Consider the following 16,666-nt stretch of genomic DNA (forward strand, 5'->3'; position numbering starts at 1 on the left):
CGCTCAGGCGAACACGCGCCCCAGGGCTCCGTCGACGGAGGCGATGATCTCGTCGATGTCGTCCTTCGTGGCGATCAGCGCGGGGCTGAAGCAGAGCGTGTTGTTGTAGCCGGGGATCGAGCGGTTCGTAGCCCCGATGATCGTACCCTGCTGCATGCAGTCGGCGACGACGGCCTGCACGTGCTTCTCGTCCGCGGGCGCCTTGGTGGTCCGGTCCTGCACGAGTTCCGCGCCGAGGAAGAGGCCCTTGCCGCGCACCTGGCCGATGACGGCGTGCTTGTCCTGAAGCGCCGAAAGCTGGTCGAGCATGTAGTCGCCCATGGCCGTGGTGTTTTCCAGCAGGCCCTCGTCCTCGATGATCGTCATGTTGGCGAGCGCGGCGGCCGGACCGGCGGCGCAGCCCCCGAAGGTCGAGATGTCGCGGAAGTAGTGGAGCGGATCGTTCGGATCGTCCTTGAACATCTCGAAGACGCGCTCGGAGGTCACGCAGCACGAAATCGCCGCATAGCCCGATGCGACGCCCTTGGCCATGGTCACGAAATCGGGCTTCACCCCGTAGTGCTGGTAGCCGAACCAGGTGCCGGTGCGGCCCACGCCGCAGACGACCTCGTCGATGTGCAGCAGGATGTCGTACTTGGCGCAGATCTCCTGCACCCGCTCCCAGTAGCCCTTGGGGGGCACGATCACGCCGCCGCCCGCCGTGATCGGCTCGAGGCAGAGCGCGCCGATCGTGTCGGGGCCTTCGCGCAGGATGACCTCCTCGATGGCGTCGGCCGCCTTCACGCCGTAGTCGTCGCCCTCCAGGCCCTGTTCGTGGGCGCGATACTCCAGGCAGTGCGGCACCGAGACGAAGCCCGGCGTATAGGGCCCGTACTGGGCGTTGCGATGCTCCTGGCCGCCGGCCGAGAGCGTGGTGATCGTGGTGCCGTGGTAGTCACGGTGCCGGAAGAGGATCTTGTGCTTCTTGCCGCCGTGGTGGCGCGCCGAGATCTGGCGGACCATCTTGAAGGCCTTCTCGTTCGCCTCCGAGCCGGAGTTCGCATAGAAGACGCGGGTGAGGCCCGGCATTTTGGAGATGAGGCGTTCGGCGAAGCGCGAGCCGGGGATCGAGCCCGCCGACTGCGCGAAGTAGTTCATCTTGACGAGCTGGTCGCGTACGGCGTCGGCGATCTCCACGCGGCCGTAGCCCACGTTCACCGTCCAGACACCGCCCGAGACGGCATCGAGATGCTCCTTGCCCTTCTGGTCCCAGACGCGCATCCCCTTGCCCTCGACGATGATGCGGGGGTCGTTGGTCTCGAGCGGCTTGTGGGGCAGAAGGTGATGCCAGACGTGGGCGCGATCGGCCTCGACGATGGCGGTCATGTCGTTGGGGGTCATGTTGTCCATTGGGTTCATCCTCCCGGGATGGGACGCTGGCAGGCAGTCTTTAGAAAGAAGGGGTGCTTCTGTTGCACTCCTGCCCAGAATCCATGCTTTCTCGGCTCACGATAGGGCCAGTGCGGATGCAGTCCTATAGCCAGATTGTCGCGCCTGTTGCCGTGTGCCGAATCCCACCGCATGGTTTTTGACGTCGCTGTCGTTGCGACGGAAGGACATGCCGGAGACGCCTTGAACCACGCCGTATCCCTTGCAGCCTTGGGCGGAACGCTCGGTCGGACCACGGAGCACTCCGCCCGGCGCGCGTCCGGTCCTTCGGCTGGGGTGCGGTCATCGGGTCTGGATCCGGTCGCCAAATTCGAGCCGTCGGTCTCCGGGATGCGGAGCCGCGGGGCGGGGCTGGCCTTTCGCCGACCCCGGTGCCAGAGTTTCTGGCGGGGAGAGAGATTGCGGCGCGCGACATGCGGGCTGTTCCCCGCGTCCATACCTGTCCGCGAGGGCGGGAAAACGATCGGGCGGGCGAACCGTCCCGACACCAACTGGGAGTACCACGAATGAAAAAGCTTACCTTCGCCACGATGACCGCGGCCGCGGCGTTGATGTCGACGGGTCCGGCGGCGCTGGCCGACGGTCACCTCGAGGAGATCACGGTCGCCTATTTCCTCGAGTGGCCGATGCCCATGCTCGCCGCCAAGAACCGCGGCACCTATGACGAGGAACTCGGCGTCACGGTCAACTGGGTGAGCTTCGACACCGGGACCGCGATGTCGGCCGCCATGGCCGCCGGCGACGTGCAGCTGGCCGTGAGCCAGGGCGTGCCGCCCTTCGTCGTCGCCGCCTCCGCCGGTCAGGACCTGCAGGTCGTCGACGTGGCGGTCAGCTACTCGGAGAACGACAACTGCGTCGCCGGGGCTGCCCTCGACGTGACCAAGGAGAACGCGGGCGACCTGTCGGGCACAAAGGTGGCCGTGCCGCTCGGCACCGCGGCGCACTACGGCTTCCTGCGCCAGGTCGACCACTTCGGCATCGACCTCGCCTCGCTCGAGGTCGTCGACATGGCTCCGCCGGAGGGTGCCGCGGCGCTCGCGCAGGGTGCGGTCGACTGGGCCTGCGGCTTCGGCGGCGGTCTGAACACCATGAAGGAGCATGGCAATGTCCTCCTGACCGGGGCCGAGAAGGAAGAGCTCGGCATCCTCGTGTTCGACGTGACCTCCGCGCCGGCCGAGTTCGTGGCCGAGAACCCGGAGCTCGTCGCCAAGTTCCTGAAGGTGACGGCCGACGCCAACGCCGAATGGGCCGAGACCCAGGACGAGGCCATGCTCGAGATCATCGCCCAAGAATCGGGCCAGGAGCTCGAGGCCGCGCGCGGCAACATCTCGACCTTCGCCTTCCCGACGATCGAGGAACAGCTCTCGGAGACGTGGTTCGGCGGCAACGCGGCCACCTTCATGAAGGGCGTGGCGGACGTCTTCGTCGAGGCCGGGTCGATCCCGTCGGCGCTCGACAGCTACGAGGACGTCATCAACACCGGCCCGCTCACCGAAGCGAGCAACATGTAAGCGAAACGGGGGGCGGCCAAGGGGCCGCCCCCGACACGTTACCAGGGCCGCGCACGAGACGGCCCGGAAGGGACATGAATGACCGGATTGACGATCGACAACGTCTCGATGCGCTTCGACCTGCCCAACGGCTCGTTCGTGCAGGCGCTCAAGGACGTCTCTCTTGACCTCAAGAACGGCGAACTGATGTCGGTGCTCGGGCCTTCGGGCTGTGGCAAGACCACGCTCCTCAACATCGTCGCCGGCTTCCTCGCGCCCACGGAAGGCCAGATCGTGCTGAACGGTCACAAGGTTACCGGCCCCGACGCCGAACGTGGCATGGTGTTCCAGCAGGGCGCGCTTTTCGAGTGGATGAGCGTGCGCGAGAACGTGGAGTTCGGCCCCCGGATGAAGGGCACGCCCGTCTCCGAGCGGCGGCAGAGCGCCGACCATCTGCTGGAGATCACGGGTCTCAAGGACTTCAAGGACAAGGCAATCTACGAGCTTTCGGGCGGGATGCAGCAGCGCGTGGCGCTGGCCCGCTGCCTCGCCAACGAGCCCGACGTCATCCTGATGGACGAGCCGCTCGGCGCACTCGATGCGCTGACCCGCGAAAAGATGCAGGGCCTCGTTCTGAAGCTCTGGAAGGAGACGGGCAAGACGATCATCCTCATCACCCACTCCGTCGAGGAGGCCCTGCTCCTGGGCGAGCGGCTTCTGGTCATGGCGCCGCGACCCGGGCGCATCCACAAGGAATATCGCCTGCCGTTCGCGGAACTGGGCGTGAACCAGGATCTGCGCGACGTGAAGAAACATCCCGAATTCGCCACCACCCGCGAAGAGATCCTGTCGATGATCTGGGAGATGGAGGAAGAAATCATGGGCCGGACGGAGGACGCCTGACATGACCGGACTTCTGATCGTCGCGGTCTATGCCGCGCTCTTCGTCGGCTCGATGTTCGTGGTCAACCTGATCACCGCCAAGTCGAAGCCGAAGGATTTCACCTCGCTCAAGACCGTCACCTTCGGGGACGAGAGCGCGGTGCGCCCGAACCGCTGGGCCTCCGTCATCTCGGTGGTCGTGCTCTTCCTCATCTGGGGGGCGTTCACCGGTTCGGTCATCTCGCCCCTCCACGTTCCCGGCCCCTTCAAGGGCGACACGAGCTTCACCTATACCGCGCAGAACGCCGCCGGAGAGACCGACGACGCCACCGTCACCGTGCGGGTGCACGAGGTCGGGGCCGACGTCGAGGATCCGGAGGTCGAGGAGGGCGACGGCTTCGCCCGGAACGATGCCGACCGGGTGGGCATCTACCGCTCCAAGATCGTGCGCCCCGAGCGCAACGACGAGGGCGGGGATGCCGACGGCTACCAGATCGTCGCCATCGACGGTCAGCCCATCGGCCCGAACCAGAGCGTGAGCGTCGCCGACGGCCGGATCACGATGAATGACCGCGGCAGCCTCAACTTCGTCCCCTATCAGGGCTTCCAGATGCAGCCTCTCTACCTGCCGTCGCCGGAGCGCGTGGTCGAGGCGCTGACCGAGGTGGCGAGCGAGGGCTACCGCAACTTCACCCTGGTCGAGCACCTGGGCTGGTCTCTCTTCCGCGTGCTCGCGGGCTTCATCGTGGGGGCCATCATCGGAATCCCGCTCGGCTATGCGATGGGCCTCAGCGACTGGTTCCGCGGCTGGTTCGACCCGATCGTGGAGTTCATGCGTCCCGTGCCGCCGCTGGCGCTCATTCCGCTCGTCATCATCTGGTTCGGGATCGACGAGACCGGCAAGGTGGTGCTCCTCTTCCTCGCCGCGCTCTGGATCATGGCGATCGGGGCGAGGGCCGGGGTCTCTGGCGTGAACATCACCAAGGTCCACGCGGCCTATTCGCTCGGGGCCTCCAAGTGGCAGATCCTGCGCCACGTCATCATCCCGAACTCCCTGCCGGAGATCTTCACTGCGGCGCGCGTCGCGATGGGCGTCTGCTGGGGCACGGTGGTCGCCGCCGAACTGGTGGCGGCGAACGTCGGCGCGGGCATGATGATCACCACGGCCTCGAAGTTTCAGCAGACCTATATCGTGGTCATGGGGATCATCCTGATCGGGATCATCGGCTTCGGCATCGACATCCTGATGCGCAAGCTCGAAAACTGGCTCGTGCCCTGGAAGGGCCGCAGCTGACGGCGGAGCGTCGATGGACGAAAGGGGCGGCCTACGGGCCGCCCTTCTTCGTTTCAGAACCGCCGCGTCAGCCCGAGGGAGAGGCGGTTGTTGTCGTAGTCATTGAGCGCGATCGAGCTCGCCTGCGTCTCGTGCCCGACTGTCAGGGTGGGCGCGAAGCCCCGCACCGCCAGTCGCGAGTGGCTAACCGTGAGCGAGACCTCGTCGCGCGTGTCGCGCTGCACGATCCCGAAGAGCGGCATGGGCGCGTCGCGCCAGGTCCGCGTGCGCGCACCCGTCAGCCCGAGTGTCAGACCGCCTGCGAAGCTGTGGAAAACACCGGCCGAGTGCCGCACGGCCGTGAAGCTCGACGCGGCAGAGGCGGCGTTGCGCCGCGTGACCGACATTCCGACCGAAAGCCGCGTGGCGGGCGAGAGCGCGTGGATGTAGCGCAGGGTGCCCGTCGCATTCACGCCGTCGAGCCCGGGGTTCGCGCCGTAGGTCAGATCGTCGGCGGTGCCATTGAAGACGAGCGTGCCGCGCCGCCCGAGCGGTCGGCTATGCGCGAGCGTGAGCCCCGGCCCGGAGGCCAGCCCGGTGCCGTCGGCCCATTGCTCCGTCCAGCGCAGGCCGATGTCCGTCCGGCTCGCCCCCCGGATAAGCCGCAGCCGGGCACGGGGGCGAAGCGTGACGACATCGGCAAGGCGACCGGTGTTGAACTCCGCGCCGAGGCTGGCCCCGAACACGAGCGCCGTGCGTGCCGAAAGCGGCTGCTGCCGGTCGAGGCTTGCCTGTACGCGGAATGCCTTGCCCGACTCGCCCGCGCCGGCGGCTCCGATCTCGATCGGGATGCCGTTGACGATCAGGAAACCGGTGGAGCCGCGCGCCGGGTTGCTCTCGGGCGCGAGGGCGAAGCCGAGCGATCCCTGCCACCCGGGGCGCAGGGGCAGCCCGGCCAGAAGCCCGTCGACGACGGCCCGTGTCTCGGGGGAGAGGCGGCCGCCCCGGGCGAGCGCGAAATGGTAACGCACCCGCGCTCCCTGACCGAGTTGCAGAAGCACGCTGGCCAGCTCGAGCCGCGCGACGGTATTGCCCGGATCGGCGCGCACGGCCTCCTCCAGCAGCGGGAGCGCGCCGGCGAGGTCGCCCGCCTCGACGCGGGCGGCGGCGTCGCTCAGGCGCGCATCCACGCCCTGCGCCGCTACCGGATCGGCGAGTGTCAGGACAAGGAGCGCCGCGGCGAGCCAGCGGCGGAGCGGAGACCCGCCCCGGCGGCGCGGGGCCACCGGGGCGGATCGCAAGCGGGTCACGTCAGCGTTCCACGTACCAGGTGCTGTCCTCGCCCGCGACGGCGGCAATCGTGCCATCGGGCAGGATGAACCGGCCGCCGGTGCCGCCGAACATGCCGTCCTCATCGTCGGAGACACTCCCGGCGAGGAGCAGGTTGCTGTTGCCGCCGGCGGTCCCGCCCGCGACCTGCAGGTTGCCCGAGAGCGGCACGGTTACCGCACCGATCCGCTGGGAGGATGTCGTGCCGTTCGTGCCGCAGGTCGGCAGCCCGGGCGTGCCGCAGGTGGCCGAACGCAGGATGTTGTTCACGCCGGCCGTCTGGTCGACGTTGAGCGTGCCGTCCCAGGCGGTCGCGGTGCCCTCGACCTCGCCCTCAAAGTTCGACGCGGTGCCGGTGAAGGCCGGCCCGGCCTGGCCGTCGGTCCAGTCGGCGGTGAGTTGCAGGTCGCCGGTCGCGTGCCCGAGCGGGCTGTTCGAGCCGTCGGTGCTGCGCAGCTGCGCCTGAACCGATCCGTTGAAGGTGCCGCTGAAGCTCGTTGGCATCGAAGCCGTCGCCCCGTCGCGGCTCTCGGCCGTGAAGGCGGCGTTGTGCGTCGGGTCGCTCGTCCCCATGCCGCCGCCAGGCCCGCCGCCCGGGCCGCCGGCTCCGCCGCCGCTGCTGGTGTTGCAGGCCGCCAGAAGGGTCAGCGCTGCCGTGGCCGCACCGAGGCGGCAAAAGGTCGTCAACATCGTGGAAACTCCTCGTTACAGAACCGGGCTTCGCCGCGGACCGTTCCCGTCCGTCGACACCCGCCGGAAGGAAGCGCCTAAAACCGAAAGGGGTGCGACCCCCTGTTTCGGGGGGAGGCTGAAGGCGGGATCCGCGCGAAAGACTTGACCGGCGGGCCGGGATTGACGCCACATTGCCCAAAACGGAACGGGACGTGTTGGAATGAGTGACAGCGAGGCCGCGATCGACGGCACCGGCGGCGGGGCGATGGGGCCGAAGGCGATGTTTGCCGGTGTGGCGGCGATCGCCGTGGCGGCCTTCGGGTTCGCCCTTTGGACGGCGCTCGCGCAGCCGTGGCTTGGTCTGGAGAAGGCGATCGGCGCGGAGGGCCCCGGCGTCGCGATCCTCGGAACCGACCCGGGCGGACCGGCGGCCGACATCGCGGGAACCCGGATCCTGTCGGTCGAAGGATCGGGCGGTATCATCGAATTGACCGAGGCGGATGCCCTCGAGGAGCCCGACGTCCTGCCGACGCGCGACGACATGCTGGCGCTCTACGCCCGGCAGGGGCAGGTGCATGACGCCCTGCGCGCGGGGCCCGTCACGCTGACGACCGATTCCGGGGCCTTCGAGGTGACGGCCGCGCCCACGCGTCCGCTCGCCAGCCTGCCGGGCGTCTTCTGGATCCAGATGCTCGTCGGCCTCGCGCCCCTCCTGCTCGGCGGTTGGGTCGTCAGCCTGCGGCCCCGCGACCCGGCCGCCTGGCTCTTCATGTTCGCCGGTCTGGGCCTTACCTTCGTGGCGCTGCCGGCGGGGGTCTACTCGACCCGCGACCTCGCGCTGGCCGGGCCGGTGTTCCAGATCGGGTCGAACATGAACCTCTTCGGCTCGCTCCTCTTCGGGGCCTGCATGACGTCTCTCTTCCTGATCTATCCGCGGCGGATCGTCCCGCTCTGGGCGATCTGGGTCGCGCCCGCGGTCTTCTTCCTGTGGTTCCTCGGCAATCCGCTCGGGGTCTGGGAGGGTCGGGCCACGGGCGGGCACCTGTCGACGGCGATCGAGATGCTGCTCATCCTCCTGGGTCTCGCCGCGCAGTTCTGGGTCACCCGCAAGGATCCGAAGGATCGGGCCATCGTGCGATGGTTCGGGGCCTCGGTCGTCTTCGGCTGCGGCGGCTTCATCGCGCTGATGGCCGTACCGGGCGCCATGGGGCTGGAGCCGACGATCCGGCAGGGGCACGCCTTCCTGCTCTTCCTCTTCGTCTATCTGGGGCTCACGATCGGGGTGGCCCGCTACCGGATGTTCGACCTCGGAAACTGGTCTTTCAAACTGCTCTACTACGGGATCGGCGTGATCCTCCTCTTCGCCATCGACGCGGCGCTCATCTCTATCTTCGCCCTGGACGCCGGGCCGGCGTTCAGCGCGGCGCTCCTTCTCGTGGTCGTACTCTACCTGCCGGCGCGGGATTTCCTGCGCACGCGCCTGCGCCCGCGCGTCTCGGAGATCGACCTCGGCGATGCGACGGGTGCCGTGGCTCTCGCCACCACGCCCGCCGCACGGGAAGAGACGATGCGCAACCTCCTGCAGCGCGTCTTCGATCCGCTCGAGATCGAACGAGCGCCGGCCCCCGTGCAGGAGCCCGCGCTCGTCGACGAAGGCGTGGCGATGGACATGCCCGTCCACCCCGGAGAGCCAAGCCTGCGGATGCTGTGGACAGGGGGAGGACGCAAGCTCTTCGCGCCCCGCGACCGCGCGCGCGCCGCGCGTCTACAGGAGACCATCGCCCGGCTCTCGGAACTTGCGCGCGACCACGACGCCGCCGTGCAGGCGGAGCGCACGCGCATCAACCGCGACGTCCACGACAACATCGGCGTGCAGCTTCTCGGCGCGCTCCATTCGGCCGACGCCGACCGCAAGAACGCGCTGATCCGGCAGACGCTGACCGACCTGCGGGAGATCGTCTCGAACGTGAAATCTGCGGACGCGCCCCTGGTCGAGGTCGTCGCCGACCTGCGCGCCGAGGTGTCGGAGCTTTGCGACAGCGCCGAGGTCGCGCTCGATTGGTCCGACAACGACCTGCCGCAGGTGGAGCTGTCGGCCACCTACGCTGGCGCGCTCCGAGCGATCCTGCGGGAGGCCACGGGCAACGCGCTGCGCCACGCCGGCGCGTCGCGCCTGTCGGTCGTCATCGCGGCTCCGGGCGAGACGATGCTGTCGCTCTCGGTGGCGGACGATGGCCGGGGGATCGCCGCCGATGCACCCCGCGGCAACGGGCTCGACAACCTCAAGCACCGGGCCGAGGCGCTCGGCGGCGCGTTCGCGCTGGAGCCGCGGGCGGAGGGCGGGACGCGCCTCGCCATCGAACTGCCGATCCTGCGGCCCACGCCGCTCGCCATGGCGGGGCGCTGACCGATGCGGCGGGCGCTCATCGTCGAGGATATCTCCGAGACGCGGGGCTGGCTCTCGGGCCTCGTCGTGCAGGCCTGGCCCGGCGTCGAGGTCGTGGAGGCCCCGACGCTCGCCCACGCCCGCCACACGCTGGGGCAGACCTTCGATCTCGGCCTAATCGACCTGAACCTGCCCGACGGCAGCGGCCTTGACCTGCTGCGCGAGATCAAGCGCTCGCAGCCCGGGATGCTCTGCGTCGTCACCACCGTCATGGCCGAGGATTCCACCGTCGTCTCCGCGCTCTCGGCGGGCGCGGACGGCTATCTCCTGAAGGAGAACACGGCCGGCGTCCTTTCGCGGCAGCTCAAGCAGATCAGTCACGGGATGCCGGCGCTCTCGCCGTCGATCGCACGGCGCATCATGGATCATTTCCGCCTGACCGGCCCGGTGGCCGAGGAGGCGCGTCTGACCGATCGGGAGCGGGAGGTGCTCGCCCTTATCGCGCGGGGGCTGCGCAACGGAGAGGTGGCGAGCGAGCTCGGCCTCGCGGAAACGACGGTCGCGGGCTACATCAAGGCCGTCTATCGCAAGCTCGGCATCTCCAGCCGCGCCGAAGCGGCCTGGCACGCGACGCGCATGGGGCTGCACACGATCCCGCCGCGCAAGATGTGAGGGTCAGGCCGTGGGCCGCGCCGTCCGGAGCCACAGAAGCGCCCCGAGCGCCAGCACCAGGAACGGCACCATAGCGTAGTTCACCGCGGCCCACCCCGTCTCGGCGTCGACGGCCGACCCCATGAGCCCGCCCGAGGAGAAGGAGGCGAGCGTCACCATTCCGTAGACGAGCGTATCGTTCAGCCCCTGAACGGTCCCGCGCTCGTGGGGCGCGTGGTTTTCGGTCAGCATGGTCGTCGCGCCGATGAAGCCGAAGTTCCAGCCGATCCCCAGCAGGATCAATGCGCCGTAGAAATTGGCGAGCTCCACCCCCGAAAGCGCCATCCCCCCGGCCGCTCCGAGAAGGAGCAGGCCAAGTGTGATGACACGGGTCGTCCCGAAACGGTTGATGAGATGACCGGTGAAGAAGCTCGGCCCGTACATGGCGATCACGTGGAACATCACGATGTTCGACGCGTCCGTCACCGCGAAGCCGCAGCCCACCACGGCGAGTGGCGTCGAGGTCATCACGAGGTTCATCAGCGCATAGGCGACCATGCCGCAGATGATCGACACGAGGATCGCGGGCGTCCGCAGCAACTCGCCCCGTGTCCGGCCCCGCGCCGCGCCCTCGGCCGGCGGCGGCGGTTTCGGGATGTCGAGCAGCAGGAAGATCCACATGCCGACGGCATTCATCGCGAAGATCGCCGCATAGGTGGCGAGGAAGGGAACGAGCATCGCGCTCTCGGTCGAGGTGACGACCATGCGCGCGATGAAGGCCGAGACGAGCCCGCCGGCCATGACGTAGCTGATCGCCTTCGGGCGGAAGCTGTCCGAGGCGGTGTCGGTCGCCGCGAAGCGGTAGAAACCCAGCGTCGACATGTAGATCCCGGTCAGGTACGCGCCCGCCAGGAAGAGCCAGAACTGCCCCGTCACCAGCGCCAGCATCGAGAGCGCGGCCCCCGACGCCCCGGCCCCCGCGCCCAGCATGAAGCCGAAGCGCCGGCCGCGCCGCTGCATCAGGGGCGAGATCCAGGGGGCCGTCGTCATCGAACCGAAGACGATCAGGCTGATCGGCATGGTCGCGAGGAGCGGCGTCGGCGCGATGGTCATGCCCACGAGCCCCGCGACGGTGAAGATGATCCCGAGTTGCGAGCCGAGGAAGGCCTGCGCCACGACGAGCACGGCCACGTTGCGCTTGGCACGGGTGTCGTCGGGCAGGGCGGAGGCGGCAGCGTCGGTCATGGGCGGCACCCTAGGCCCCGTCCGGGGGCAGGGCCAGCGCCGGATTGTACCCTTACGTGCGACCTCTACGCGCAGCCGGGTCGCCCGGCGCGATCACATGGGCGAAGGAGCCGCAGGCCGCTCCGTCGCGCAGACCCATGGGCGGCAGTGCCGTGCCTTCCGCATCCCGGGCCTTGAAGAGCGGTGTGCCCTCCGCGCGCAGGGTCGTCGCGTAGTGGAACTCGTGCCCGAGCGAGGTCCCGGGAAAAGGTCCGTGGGACGCGTCGAGGTGCCTGTAGCCGAGGTGGAGCCGGCGCGTGGCAAAGCTGGTCTCGAGCCGCAAGAGCCCGGCCATCGCGTGGCGCCTGCCCTCCGCATCGACGAGACCATCGCCCATAACCATGTATCCGCCGCATTCGCCGTAGACGGCCCGGTCCGTCAGCGAGCCGAGAAATCGACGGTTGGCGGCAAGCCGGCCGGCGTGCAGCTCGGGGTAGCCGCCCGGCAGGATGACGAGGTCGGCCGGCGGAGCGGCCTCGTCGGCCAGCGGCGAGAAGGTGACGATCTCCGCCCCCGCCGCGTGCCAGCCCTCGGCCAGATGCGGATAGGCGAAGGCGAAGGCCGCGTCGCTGGCGAGGGCGATCCGCTGGGCTGGCGGCGGCAGGGGCACGCGGCCTGCATCGGGGAGCGGCGTAGCGAGGGCGCAGAGCGCGTCGAGGTCGACGGCCCCGCCCACGACCCGGCCCGCATGATCGAGGAAGGCGGCGAGGTCCGGATGCTCCCCGGCCTGCACGAGGCCGAGGTGGCGCGACGGCGTGGCGAGCGCCGCGTCGCGCGGCACGACACCCAGAACGGGCAGGGGGCAGGCGCGGCGCAGCATGGCGGCATGCCGGTCGCTGCCGACCCGGTTCAGGATGACGCCGACGATGCGGACCTGCGGGTCATGGGCCGCGAACCCCGCGACGAGCGGTGCGAGCGATTGCGCCATGCGCGCCGCGTCGATCACGAGGACGACCGGCAGGTGAAGTTGCCGCGCGAGGTCGGCCACGGCACCGCGCCCGTCGGGCGGCGCGCCGTCGAAAAGGCCCATCGCGCCTTCGATCAGCAGCAGGCCGTCGCCCGCCGCGAGCCCCGCGATCATCTCGGGCGGCATCGCCCATGCATCGAGGTTGAGGCAGGACCGTCCGCAGGCCGCCGCGTGGAAGCGCGGGTCGATGTAGTCCGGCCCCGATTTCGCGCCCCGCACGGCCATGCCCCGATTCCGGAGCGCGCGCAGGAGGCCGAGCGTCACGGTGGTCTTGCCGCTGCCGGAGGCGGGCGCGGCGAGGATCAGGCCCAGCATCGGGCGGCGCGATATGAGTGTTCTGGAAGCAGGGACGCCGCCTCAGCCCGCTTCGGCCGGGCGGCGCAGGTCGAGCGGGTCGAGGTTGCGCGGCGCTTCGCCCGCGGCCTGCGCCCGCCAGTCGAGCGCCTGCCGCAGGGCCACGGCCATCCCGATGCAGATGATCGCTGGCGGCTCTAGCCCGGCGGCCGCAATATCGGCCTCGACGCGACCGAGCGTCGTCTCGATCGTGCGCTGCTCCTCCAGCGTGGCCGTCGTCGTGACGGCGACGGGCTCCGAAGGCGCACGGCCGGCGGCGATGAGCTTCGCGGCGATCTCCTCGATGTGCTTCATGCCCATGTAGATCACGATTACCTGGCTGCCGCGCGCGATCCCGGCCCAGTCGAGCGCGGTCGGCGTGTCACCCCTGCGGTCGTGGCCCGTCACGAAGGTGACCGACTGGTTCACGTCGCGGTGGGTGACGGGGATCCCGGCATAGGCGAGGCCCGCGATTCCCGCGGTGATGCCGGGCACGATGCGGATCGGGATGCCGTGCTGCACGAGTGTCTGCGCTTCCTCCCCGCCGCGCCCGAAAACGAAGGGATCGCCGCCCTTGAGCCGCAGCACCCGCTTGCCCGCACGCGCCAGTTCGACGAGGTGGAGCGAGATGTCGCGCTGCTTGGCGGAGGGCTTGCCGCCGCGTTTCCCGGCGTAGATCTTCTCGGCCTGCGGGGCCCAATCGAGGATGCCCTCGGCCACAAGCGCATCATAGACGATCACGTCCGCCTGCCGCATCGCGTTGATCGCGTGCAGCGTCAGAAGCCCCGGATCACCGGGACCGGCCCCGCAGAGCCAGACCCAGCCGGGCTCCAGCTCGGGCCACGCGTGGCCCGCGGGAAGGGGGAGTCGGTCGTCCATGCCTCCTTATGGCCCGCCGTGGCCGTCGCGAAAAGCCGCTCCGCGACCATTGGCGGGGCCGGGGCGGCATGGCATCAGGGGCGGATGGACGACACGCCCAAACTGCGCCGCGGCTGGACGACCGGGGCCTGCGCCACGGCGGCCTGCAAGGCGGCGTTGCAGGGGCTGTGGGGCGGCGCGGTGCCGGCGCGGGTGACGATCCGCCTGCCGAAGGGCGAGACGCCGACATTCGAAATCGTGAACCCCGGGCCCGCGACGGCGGGTGTCCTGAAGGACGCGGGCGACGATCCGGACGTGACCCACGGGGCCGAGATCCGGGTGTCGGTCGCGCCCTCGGGCGGCGGCGTCGTCTTTCGCGCGGGCGAGGGGGTCGGGACGGTCACGAAGCCGGGCCTGCCGATCGCGGTGGGGGAGCCGGCGATCAACCCGGTGCCCCGCGCCATGATGGACGAGGTCGTAGCGGAGCTCGCCGCCGACTACGGGCGCGCGCCGGATGTGGAAATCACCGTCTCCGTCCCGGGGGGCGCGGCGCTGGCGGCGAAGACGTGGAACCCCCGGCTCGGTATCGCCGGCGGCCTGTCGATCCTCGGGACGACGGGCATCGTGCGGCCCTTCTCCTGCGCGGCCTGGATCGCCTCGATCCATCGGGGCATCGACGTGGCGCGGGCCGACGGGCTGAGTCATGTGGCGGGCTGCACCGGGGCGACGTCGGAGCGGGTGGTGCAGGCGCTCCACGGGTTGCCGGATCACGCGATGCTCGACATGGGCGACTTCGCGGGCGGGATGCTGAAATACCTGCGCCGCCATCCGATCGACCGGGTGACGGTGGGCGGAGGCATCGGCAAGATGGCGAAGCTGGCGCAGGGGGCGATGGATCTGCACTCGGGCCGCAGCCAGGTGGATTTCATGGCTCTATCCGATTGGGTGGGCGCGGACCTGACCGGTTGCAACACCGCGCTCGAGGCCGTGACTCGGGTGCCGGCGTTGGCAGGCGTCGTGGCGAAGCGGGCGCGGGCGCAGGTCGAGACGATGATCGACGCGCGGGTCGATACGGTGGTCATCGACCGGTCGGGGGAGGTGCTGGCCCGTGAGGGGTAGGGTGCTGATCCTCGCCGGGACGGCCGAGGCACGGGCGGTCTGCGATGCCTGCGCACACCACGACGTCCTGGCCTCGCTCGCCGGGGCGACGGCGTGCCCCCTCGACCTCGGCGTGCCGACGCGCCGGGGTGGCTTCGGCGGCGACGCGGGGTTTCGCGCGGCGCTCGATGGCGTCTCCGCCGTCCTCGACGCGACGCATCCCTTCGCCGCCCGGATCACCGCGCGAACCGTCCGCATTTGCGCCGAGGCGGGCGTCCCCTACCTGCGCCTAACCCGCCCTGCGTGGACGGGCGACTGGATTCGCCACGCGGATGCCGCCGCCGCGGCCACGGCCACGGCCCTGCCGCCGGGGGCGCGCGTCTTTCTGGCAACAGGCCCGGGGTCGCTCGACCCCTTCCTGAACCGTGGTCTCACTCTCTTCTGCCGACGCATCGACCCGGCTCCGCCGCAGGACGGCGTGGACTGGATCATCGGCCGCCCGCCCTTTGCCGAACCCGCGGAGCGCGCGCTTTTCGCGCGCCTAGGGATCACCCATCTCGTCACCAAGAACGCGGGTGGCGACGCATCCAAGCTCGACGCCGCCCGCGCCCTTGGGCTTGCCATTCACATGATCGACCGGCCCCCGAACCCGGGCGGAGAGGAAACCCATGACATCGACCGCGCCATCGTCTTCGTCCACGCCCACGCCCGGCAATTGGCGGATCATCGAGACCGAGGCTGACGTCGCCGAGGGGGCGGCCTGGCTCGCGCGGGAAGACCCGCGCCTCGCCGCCGCGCTCGCGCGCACGGGCACGCCACCGCTGCGCCGCCGGCCCGACGGGTATGCGGCGCTTCTCGGCGCGATCGTGAGCCAGCAGGTCTCGGTCGCCTCCGCCAATGCCATCGTCGCCCGCTGCGAGGCCGGCGGGCTCTGCGACCCGGCGATCGTTCGCGCGGCGAGCGACGACGACATGCGCGCCTGCGGCCTCTCGCGCCAGAAGATCCGCTACATCCGCTCTCTCGCCGAAGCACGGATCGACTTCGACGCCCTCCGCCATGCACCGACGGACGAGGTGATCGCCACGCTCACGCAGGTCGCCGGCGTGGGCCGCTGGACGGCGGAGATCTACGCGATGTTCTCGCTCGGTCACGCCGACGTCTTCGCTCCGAACGACCTTGCCCTGCAGGAGGCCGCACGCGACATCCTCAATCTGCCCGAGCGCCCGAAGGAAAAGGAGCTGCGCGCGCTCGCCGAGGCCTGGGCCCCCTGGCGTGCGGTTGCGGCACGGCTGCTCTTTGCCTACTACGCCCTGATGAAGAAGCGGGAGGGCATCCGATGACACTGCGCCACGAACGCCGGGGGCCGGATGCGCCGGAACGGCTGGTCATCTTCCTGCATGGCTACGGGGCGAACGCGGCCGACCTGATCGGCCTGGCCGACCCCCTGATGCCGCATATGCCCGCCACCGCCTTCCTGTCGCCCGACGCGCCCGAAGCCTGCGCCGGGGCGCCCATGGGGTTCCAGTGGTTCCCGATCCCCTGGATCGACGGCTCCTCCGAGGAGGACGCGATGGCCGGGATGGAGCGCGCGGTCGAGGAACTCGACGCCTGGCTCGCCGATGTGATGGCCGCCGAGGGCGTTGGCCCCGAGCAGGTGATCCTCTTCGGGTTCAGCCAGGGCACGATGATGGCGCTCCACGTCGGACCCCGGCGCACCGAGAGCTTTGCCGGCATCGTCGGCTTCTCGGGACGGCTCCTGAAGCCCGAGGATCTGGCGGAGGACGCGAGGTCGAAGCCGCCGGTTCTCCTCGTCCACGGGGACATGGACGACGTCGTCCCGATCCAGTCGCTCCCCGAGGCGGCCGAGGCGCTCGAGGCGGCGGGCTTCGAGCGGGTCTATGCCCATGTGATGAAGGGCACGGCGCACGGCATCGCGCCCGACGGACTACAGGTCGCGCTCGCCTTCATGCGGGACGTGTTCGGGATCGAGTAGGGCACGCACCGGCGCGCCGGCG

At 69.9% G+C, this 16,666-nt stretch carries 15 protein-coding genes; 9 read left to right on the plus strand and 6 right to left on the minus strand.

Annotation, left to right across the window (positions count from 1 at the left end; genetic code table 11):
* Positions 1-3: 3 nt before the first annotated feature.
* Complete coding sequence (locus tag HSX43_RS08090; RefSeq protein WP_179379597.1) at positions 4-1,389, minus strand: aminotransferase family protein; 1,386 nt, start codon at positions 1,387-1,389, stop codon at positions 4-6.
* A 545-nt stretch (positions 1,390-1,934) separates the two neighbouring features.
* Between HSX43_RS08090 and HSX43_RS08095 the strand changes: the two genes are divergently transcribed.
* The 3 genes from HSX43_RS08095 to HSX43_RS08105 all read left to right on the plus strand — a co-directional run bounded on the left by HSX43_RS08095 (position 1,935) and on the right by HSX43_RS08105 (position 5,094).
* On the plus strand, positions 1,935-2,939 hold the full coding sequence (locus HSX43_RS08095; RefSeq protein ID WP_179379598.1) for a taurine ABC transporter substrate-binding protein: 1,005 nt from the start codon (positions 1,935-1,937) through the stop codon (positions 2,937-2,939).
* 78 nt (positions 2,940-3,017) lie between these two features.
* Positions 3,018-3,821, plus strand: coding sequence for a taurine ABC transporter ATP-binding protein (locus HSX43_RS08100; RefSeq protein WP_179379599.1), 804 nt, complete (start codon positions 3,018-3,020; stop codon positions 3,819-3,821).
* Between the two features lies 1 nt (position 3,822).
* Positions 3,823-5,094, plus strand: coding sequence for an ABC transporter permease subunit (locus HSX43_RS08105; protein WP_179379600.1), 1,272 nt, complete (start codon positions 3,823-3,825; stop codon positions 5,092-5,094).
* Between the two features lie 53 nt (positions 5,095-5,147).
* Here the strand turns inward: HSX43_RS08105 and HSX43_RS08110 are convergent, their stop codons facing one another.
* Positions 5,148-6,383 carry a surface lipoprotein assembly modifier gene (locus HSX43_RS08110; protein WP_179379601.1) on the minus strand — a complete coding sequence of 412 codons (1,236 nt, stop codon included), beginning with the start codon at positions 6,381-6,383 and terminating at the stop codon, positions 5,148-5,150.
* Position 6,384: 1 nt separating this feature from the next.
* Positions 6,385-7,092 carry a hypothetical protein gene (locus tag HSX43_RS08115; protein WP_179379602.1) on the minus strand — a complete coding sequence of 236 codons (708 nt, stop codon included), beginning with the start codon at positions 7,090-7,092 and terminating at the stop codon, positions 6,385-6,387.
* A gap of 202 nt (positions 7,093-7,294) precedes the next feature.
* Between HSX43_RS08115 and HSX43_RS08120 the strand changes: the two genes are divergently transcribed.
* Both HSX43_RS08120 and HSX43_RS08125 read left to right on the plus strand, forming a co-directional pair.
* Positions 7,295-9,481: a sensor histidine kinase gene (locus HSX43_RS08120; RefSeq protein WP_179379603.1), complete on the plus strand. Its 2,187-nt coding sequence runs from the start codon at positions 7,295-7,297 to the stop codon at positions 9,479-9,481.
* 3 nt (positions 9,482-9,484) lie between these two features.
* On the plus strand, positions 9,485-10,132 hold the full coding sequence (locus HSX43_RS08125; protein ID WP_179379604.1) for a LuxR C-terminal-related transcriptional regulator: 648 nt from the start codon (positions 9,485-9,487) through the stop codon (positions 10,130-10,132).
* Between the two features lie 3 nt (positions 10,133-10,135).
* Here HSX43_RS08125 and HSX43_RS08130 read toward each other — a convergent pair whose 3' ends face one another.
* The 3 genes from HSX43_RS08130 to cobA are packed head-to-tail and all read right to left on the minus strand — an operon-like array spanning position 10,136 to position 13,574.
* Positions 10,136-11,356 (minus strand): MFS transporter, encoded by a 1,221-nt coding sequence (locus HSX43_RS08130; protein ID WP_179379605.1) that lies wholly within the window; start codon positions 11,354-11,356, stop codon positions 10,136-10,138.
* Between the two features lie 52 nt (positions 11,357-11,408).
* Positions 11,409-12,677 carry a cobyrinate a,c-diamide synthase gene (locus tag HSX43_RS08135; RefSeq protein WP_179379606.1) on the minus strand — a complete coding sequence of 423 codons (1,269 nt, stop codon included), beginning with the start codon at positions 12,675-12,677 and terminating at the stop codon, positions 11,409-11,411.
* 42 nt (positions 12,678-12,719) lie between these two features.
* A complete protein-coding gene (gene cobA, locus HSX43_RS08140) occupies positions 12,720-13,574 on the minus strand; it encodes a uroporphyrinogen-III C-methyltransferase (RefSeq protein ID WP_179379607.1) in 855 nt (284 codons plus the stop codon).
* An 84-nt stretch (positions 13,575-13,658) separates the two neighbouring features.
* On the opposite strand from cobA, the gene HSX43_RS08145 reads away from it, so the two are divergent.
* The 4 genes from HSX43_RS08145 to HSX43_RS08160 are packed head-to-tail and all read left to right on the plus strand — an operon-like array spanning position 13,659 to position 16,644.
* On the plus strand, positions 13,659-14,672 hold the full coding sequence (locus HSX43_RS08145; RefSeq protein ID WP_179379731.1) for a cobalt-precorrin-5B (C(1))-methyltransferase: 1,014 nt from the start codon (positions 13,659-13,661) through the stop codon (positions 14,670-14,672).
* Position 14,673: 1 nt separating this feature from the next.
* Positions 14,674-15,393 (plus strand): precorrin-6A/cobalt-precorrin-6A reductase, encoded by a 720-nt coding sequence (locus tag HSX43_RS08150; RefSeq protein WP_179379608.1) that lies wholly within the window; start codon positions 14,674-14,676, stop codon positions 15,391-15,393.
* The gene (locus HSX43_RS08155) at positions 15,320-15,991 is read left to right on the plus strand and encodes a DNA-3-methyladenine glycosylase family protein (protein ID WP_179379609.1); all 672 of its coding nucleotides are present in this window, start codon (positions 15,320-15,322) and stop codon (positions 15,989-15,991) included. Before HSX43_RS08150 ends, HSX43_RS08155 begins: the two co-directional genes overlap by 74 nt.
* Positions 15,988-16,644 carry an alpha/beta hydrolase gene (locus HSX43_RS08160; RefSeq protein WP_179379610.1) on the plus strand — a complete coding sequence of 219 codons (657 nt, stop codon included), beginning with the start codon at positions 15,988-15,990 and terminating at the stop codon, positions 16,642-16,644. Before HSX43_RS08155 ends, HSX43_RS08160 begins: the two co-directional genes overlap by 4 nt.
* The last annotated feature ends 22 nt before the right edge of the window (positions 16,645-16,666 follow it).

Origin of the sequence: Jannaschia marina (assembly GCF_013404595.1) — a bacterium.
Taxonomy (GTDB): Bacteria; Pseudomonadota; Alphaproteobacteria; order Rhodobacterales; family Rhodobacteraceae; genus Jannaschia; species Jannaschia marina.

Excerpts from the sequence above, each read along its gene's own strand:
- HSX43_RS08160 (WP_179379610.1), top strand. The coding sequence starts at position 15,988 with ATGACACTGCGCCACGAACGCCGGGGGCCGGATGCGCCGGAACGGCTG.
- HSX43_RS08155 (WP_179379609.1), top strand. The coding sequence starts at position 15,320 with ATGACATCGACCGCGCCATCGTCTTCGTCCACGCCCACGCCCGGCAAT.
- HSX43_RS08100 (WP_179379599.1), top strand. The coding sequence starts at position 3,018 with ATGACCGGATTGACGATCGACAACGTCTCGATGCGCTTCGACCTGCCC.
- cobA (WP_179379607.1), bottom strand. The coding sequence starts at position 13,574 with ATGGACGACCGACTCCCCCTTCCCGCGGGCCACGCGTGGCCCGAGCTG.
- HSX43_RS08115 (WP_179379602.1), bottom strand. The coding sequence starts at position 7,092 with ATGTTGACGACCTTTTGCCGCCTCGGTGCGGCCACGGCAGCGCTGACC.
- HSX43_RS08135 (WP_179379606.1), bottom strand. The coding sequence starts at position 12,677 with ATGCTGGGCCTGATCCTCGCCGCGCCCGCCTCCGGCAGCGGCAAGACC.
- HSX43_RS08120 (WP_179379603.1), top strand. The coding sequence starts at position 7,295 with ATGAGTGACAGCGAGGCCGCGATCGACGGCACCGGCGGCGGGGCGATG.
- HSX43_RS08090 (WP_179379597.1), bottom strand. The coding sequence starts at position 1,389 with ATGGACAACATGACCCCCAACGACATGACCGCCATCGTCGAGGCCGAT.
- HSX43_RS08095 (WP_179379598.1), top strand. The coding sequence starts at position 1,935 with ATGAAAAAGCTTACCTTCGCCACGATGACCGCGGCCGCGGCGTTGATG.
- HSX43_RS08145 (WP_179379731.1), top strand. The coding sequence starts at position 13,659 with ATGGACGACACGCCCAAACTGCGCCGCGGCTGGACGACCGGGGCCTGC.
- HSX43_RS08105 (WP_179379600.1), top strand. The coding sequence starts at position 3,823 with ATGACCGGACTTCTGATCGTCGCGGTCTATGCCGCGCTCTTCGTCGGC.
- HSX43_RS08125 (WP_179379604.1), top strand. The coding sequence starts at position 9,485 with ATGCGGCGGGCGCTCATCGTCGAGGATATCTCCGAGACGCGGGGCTGG.
- HSX43_RS08130 (WP_179379605.1), bottom strand. The coding sequence starts at position 11,356 with ATGACCGACGCTGCCGCCTCCGCCCTGCCCGACGACACCCGTGCCAAG.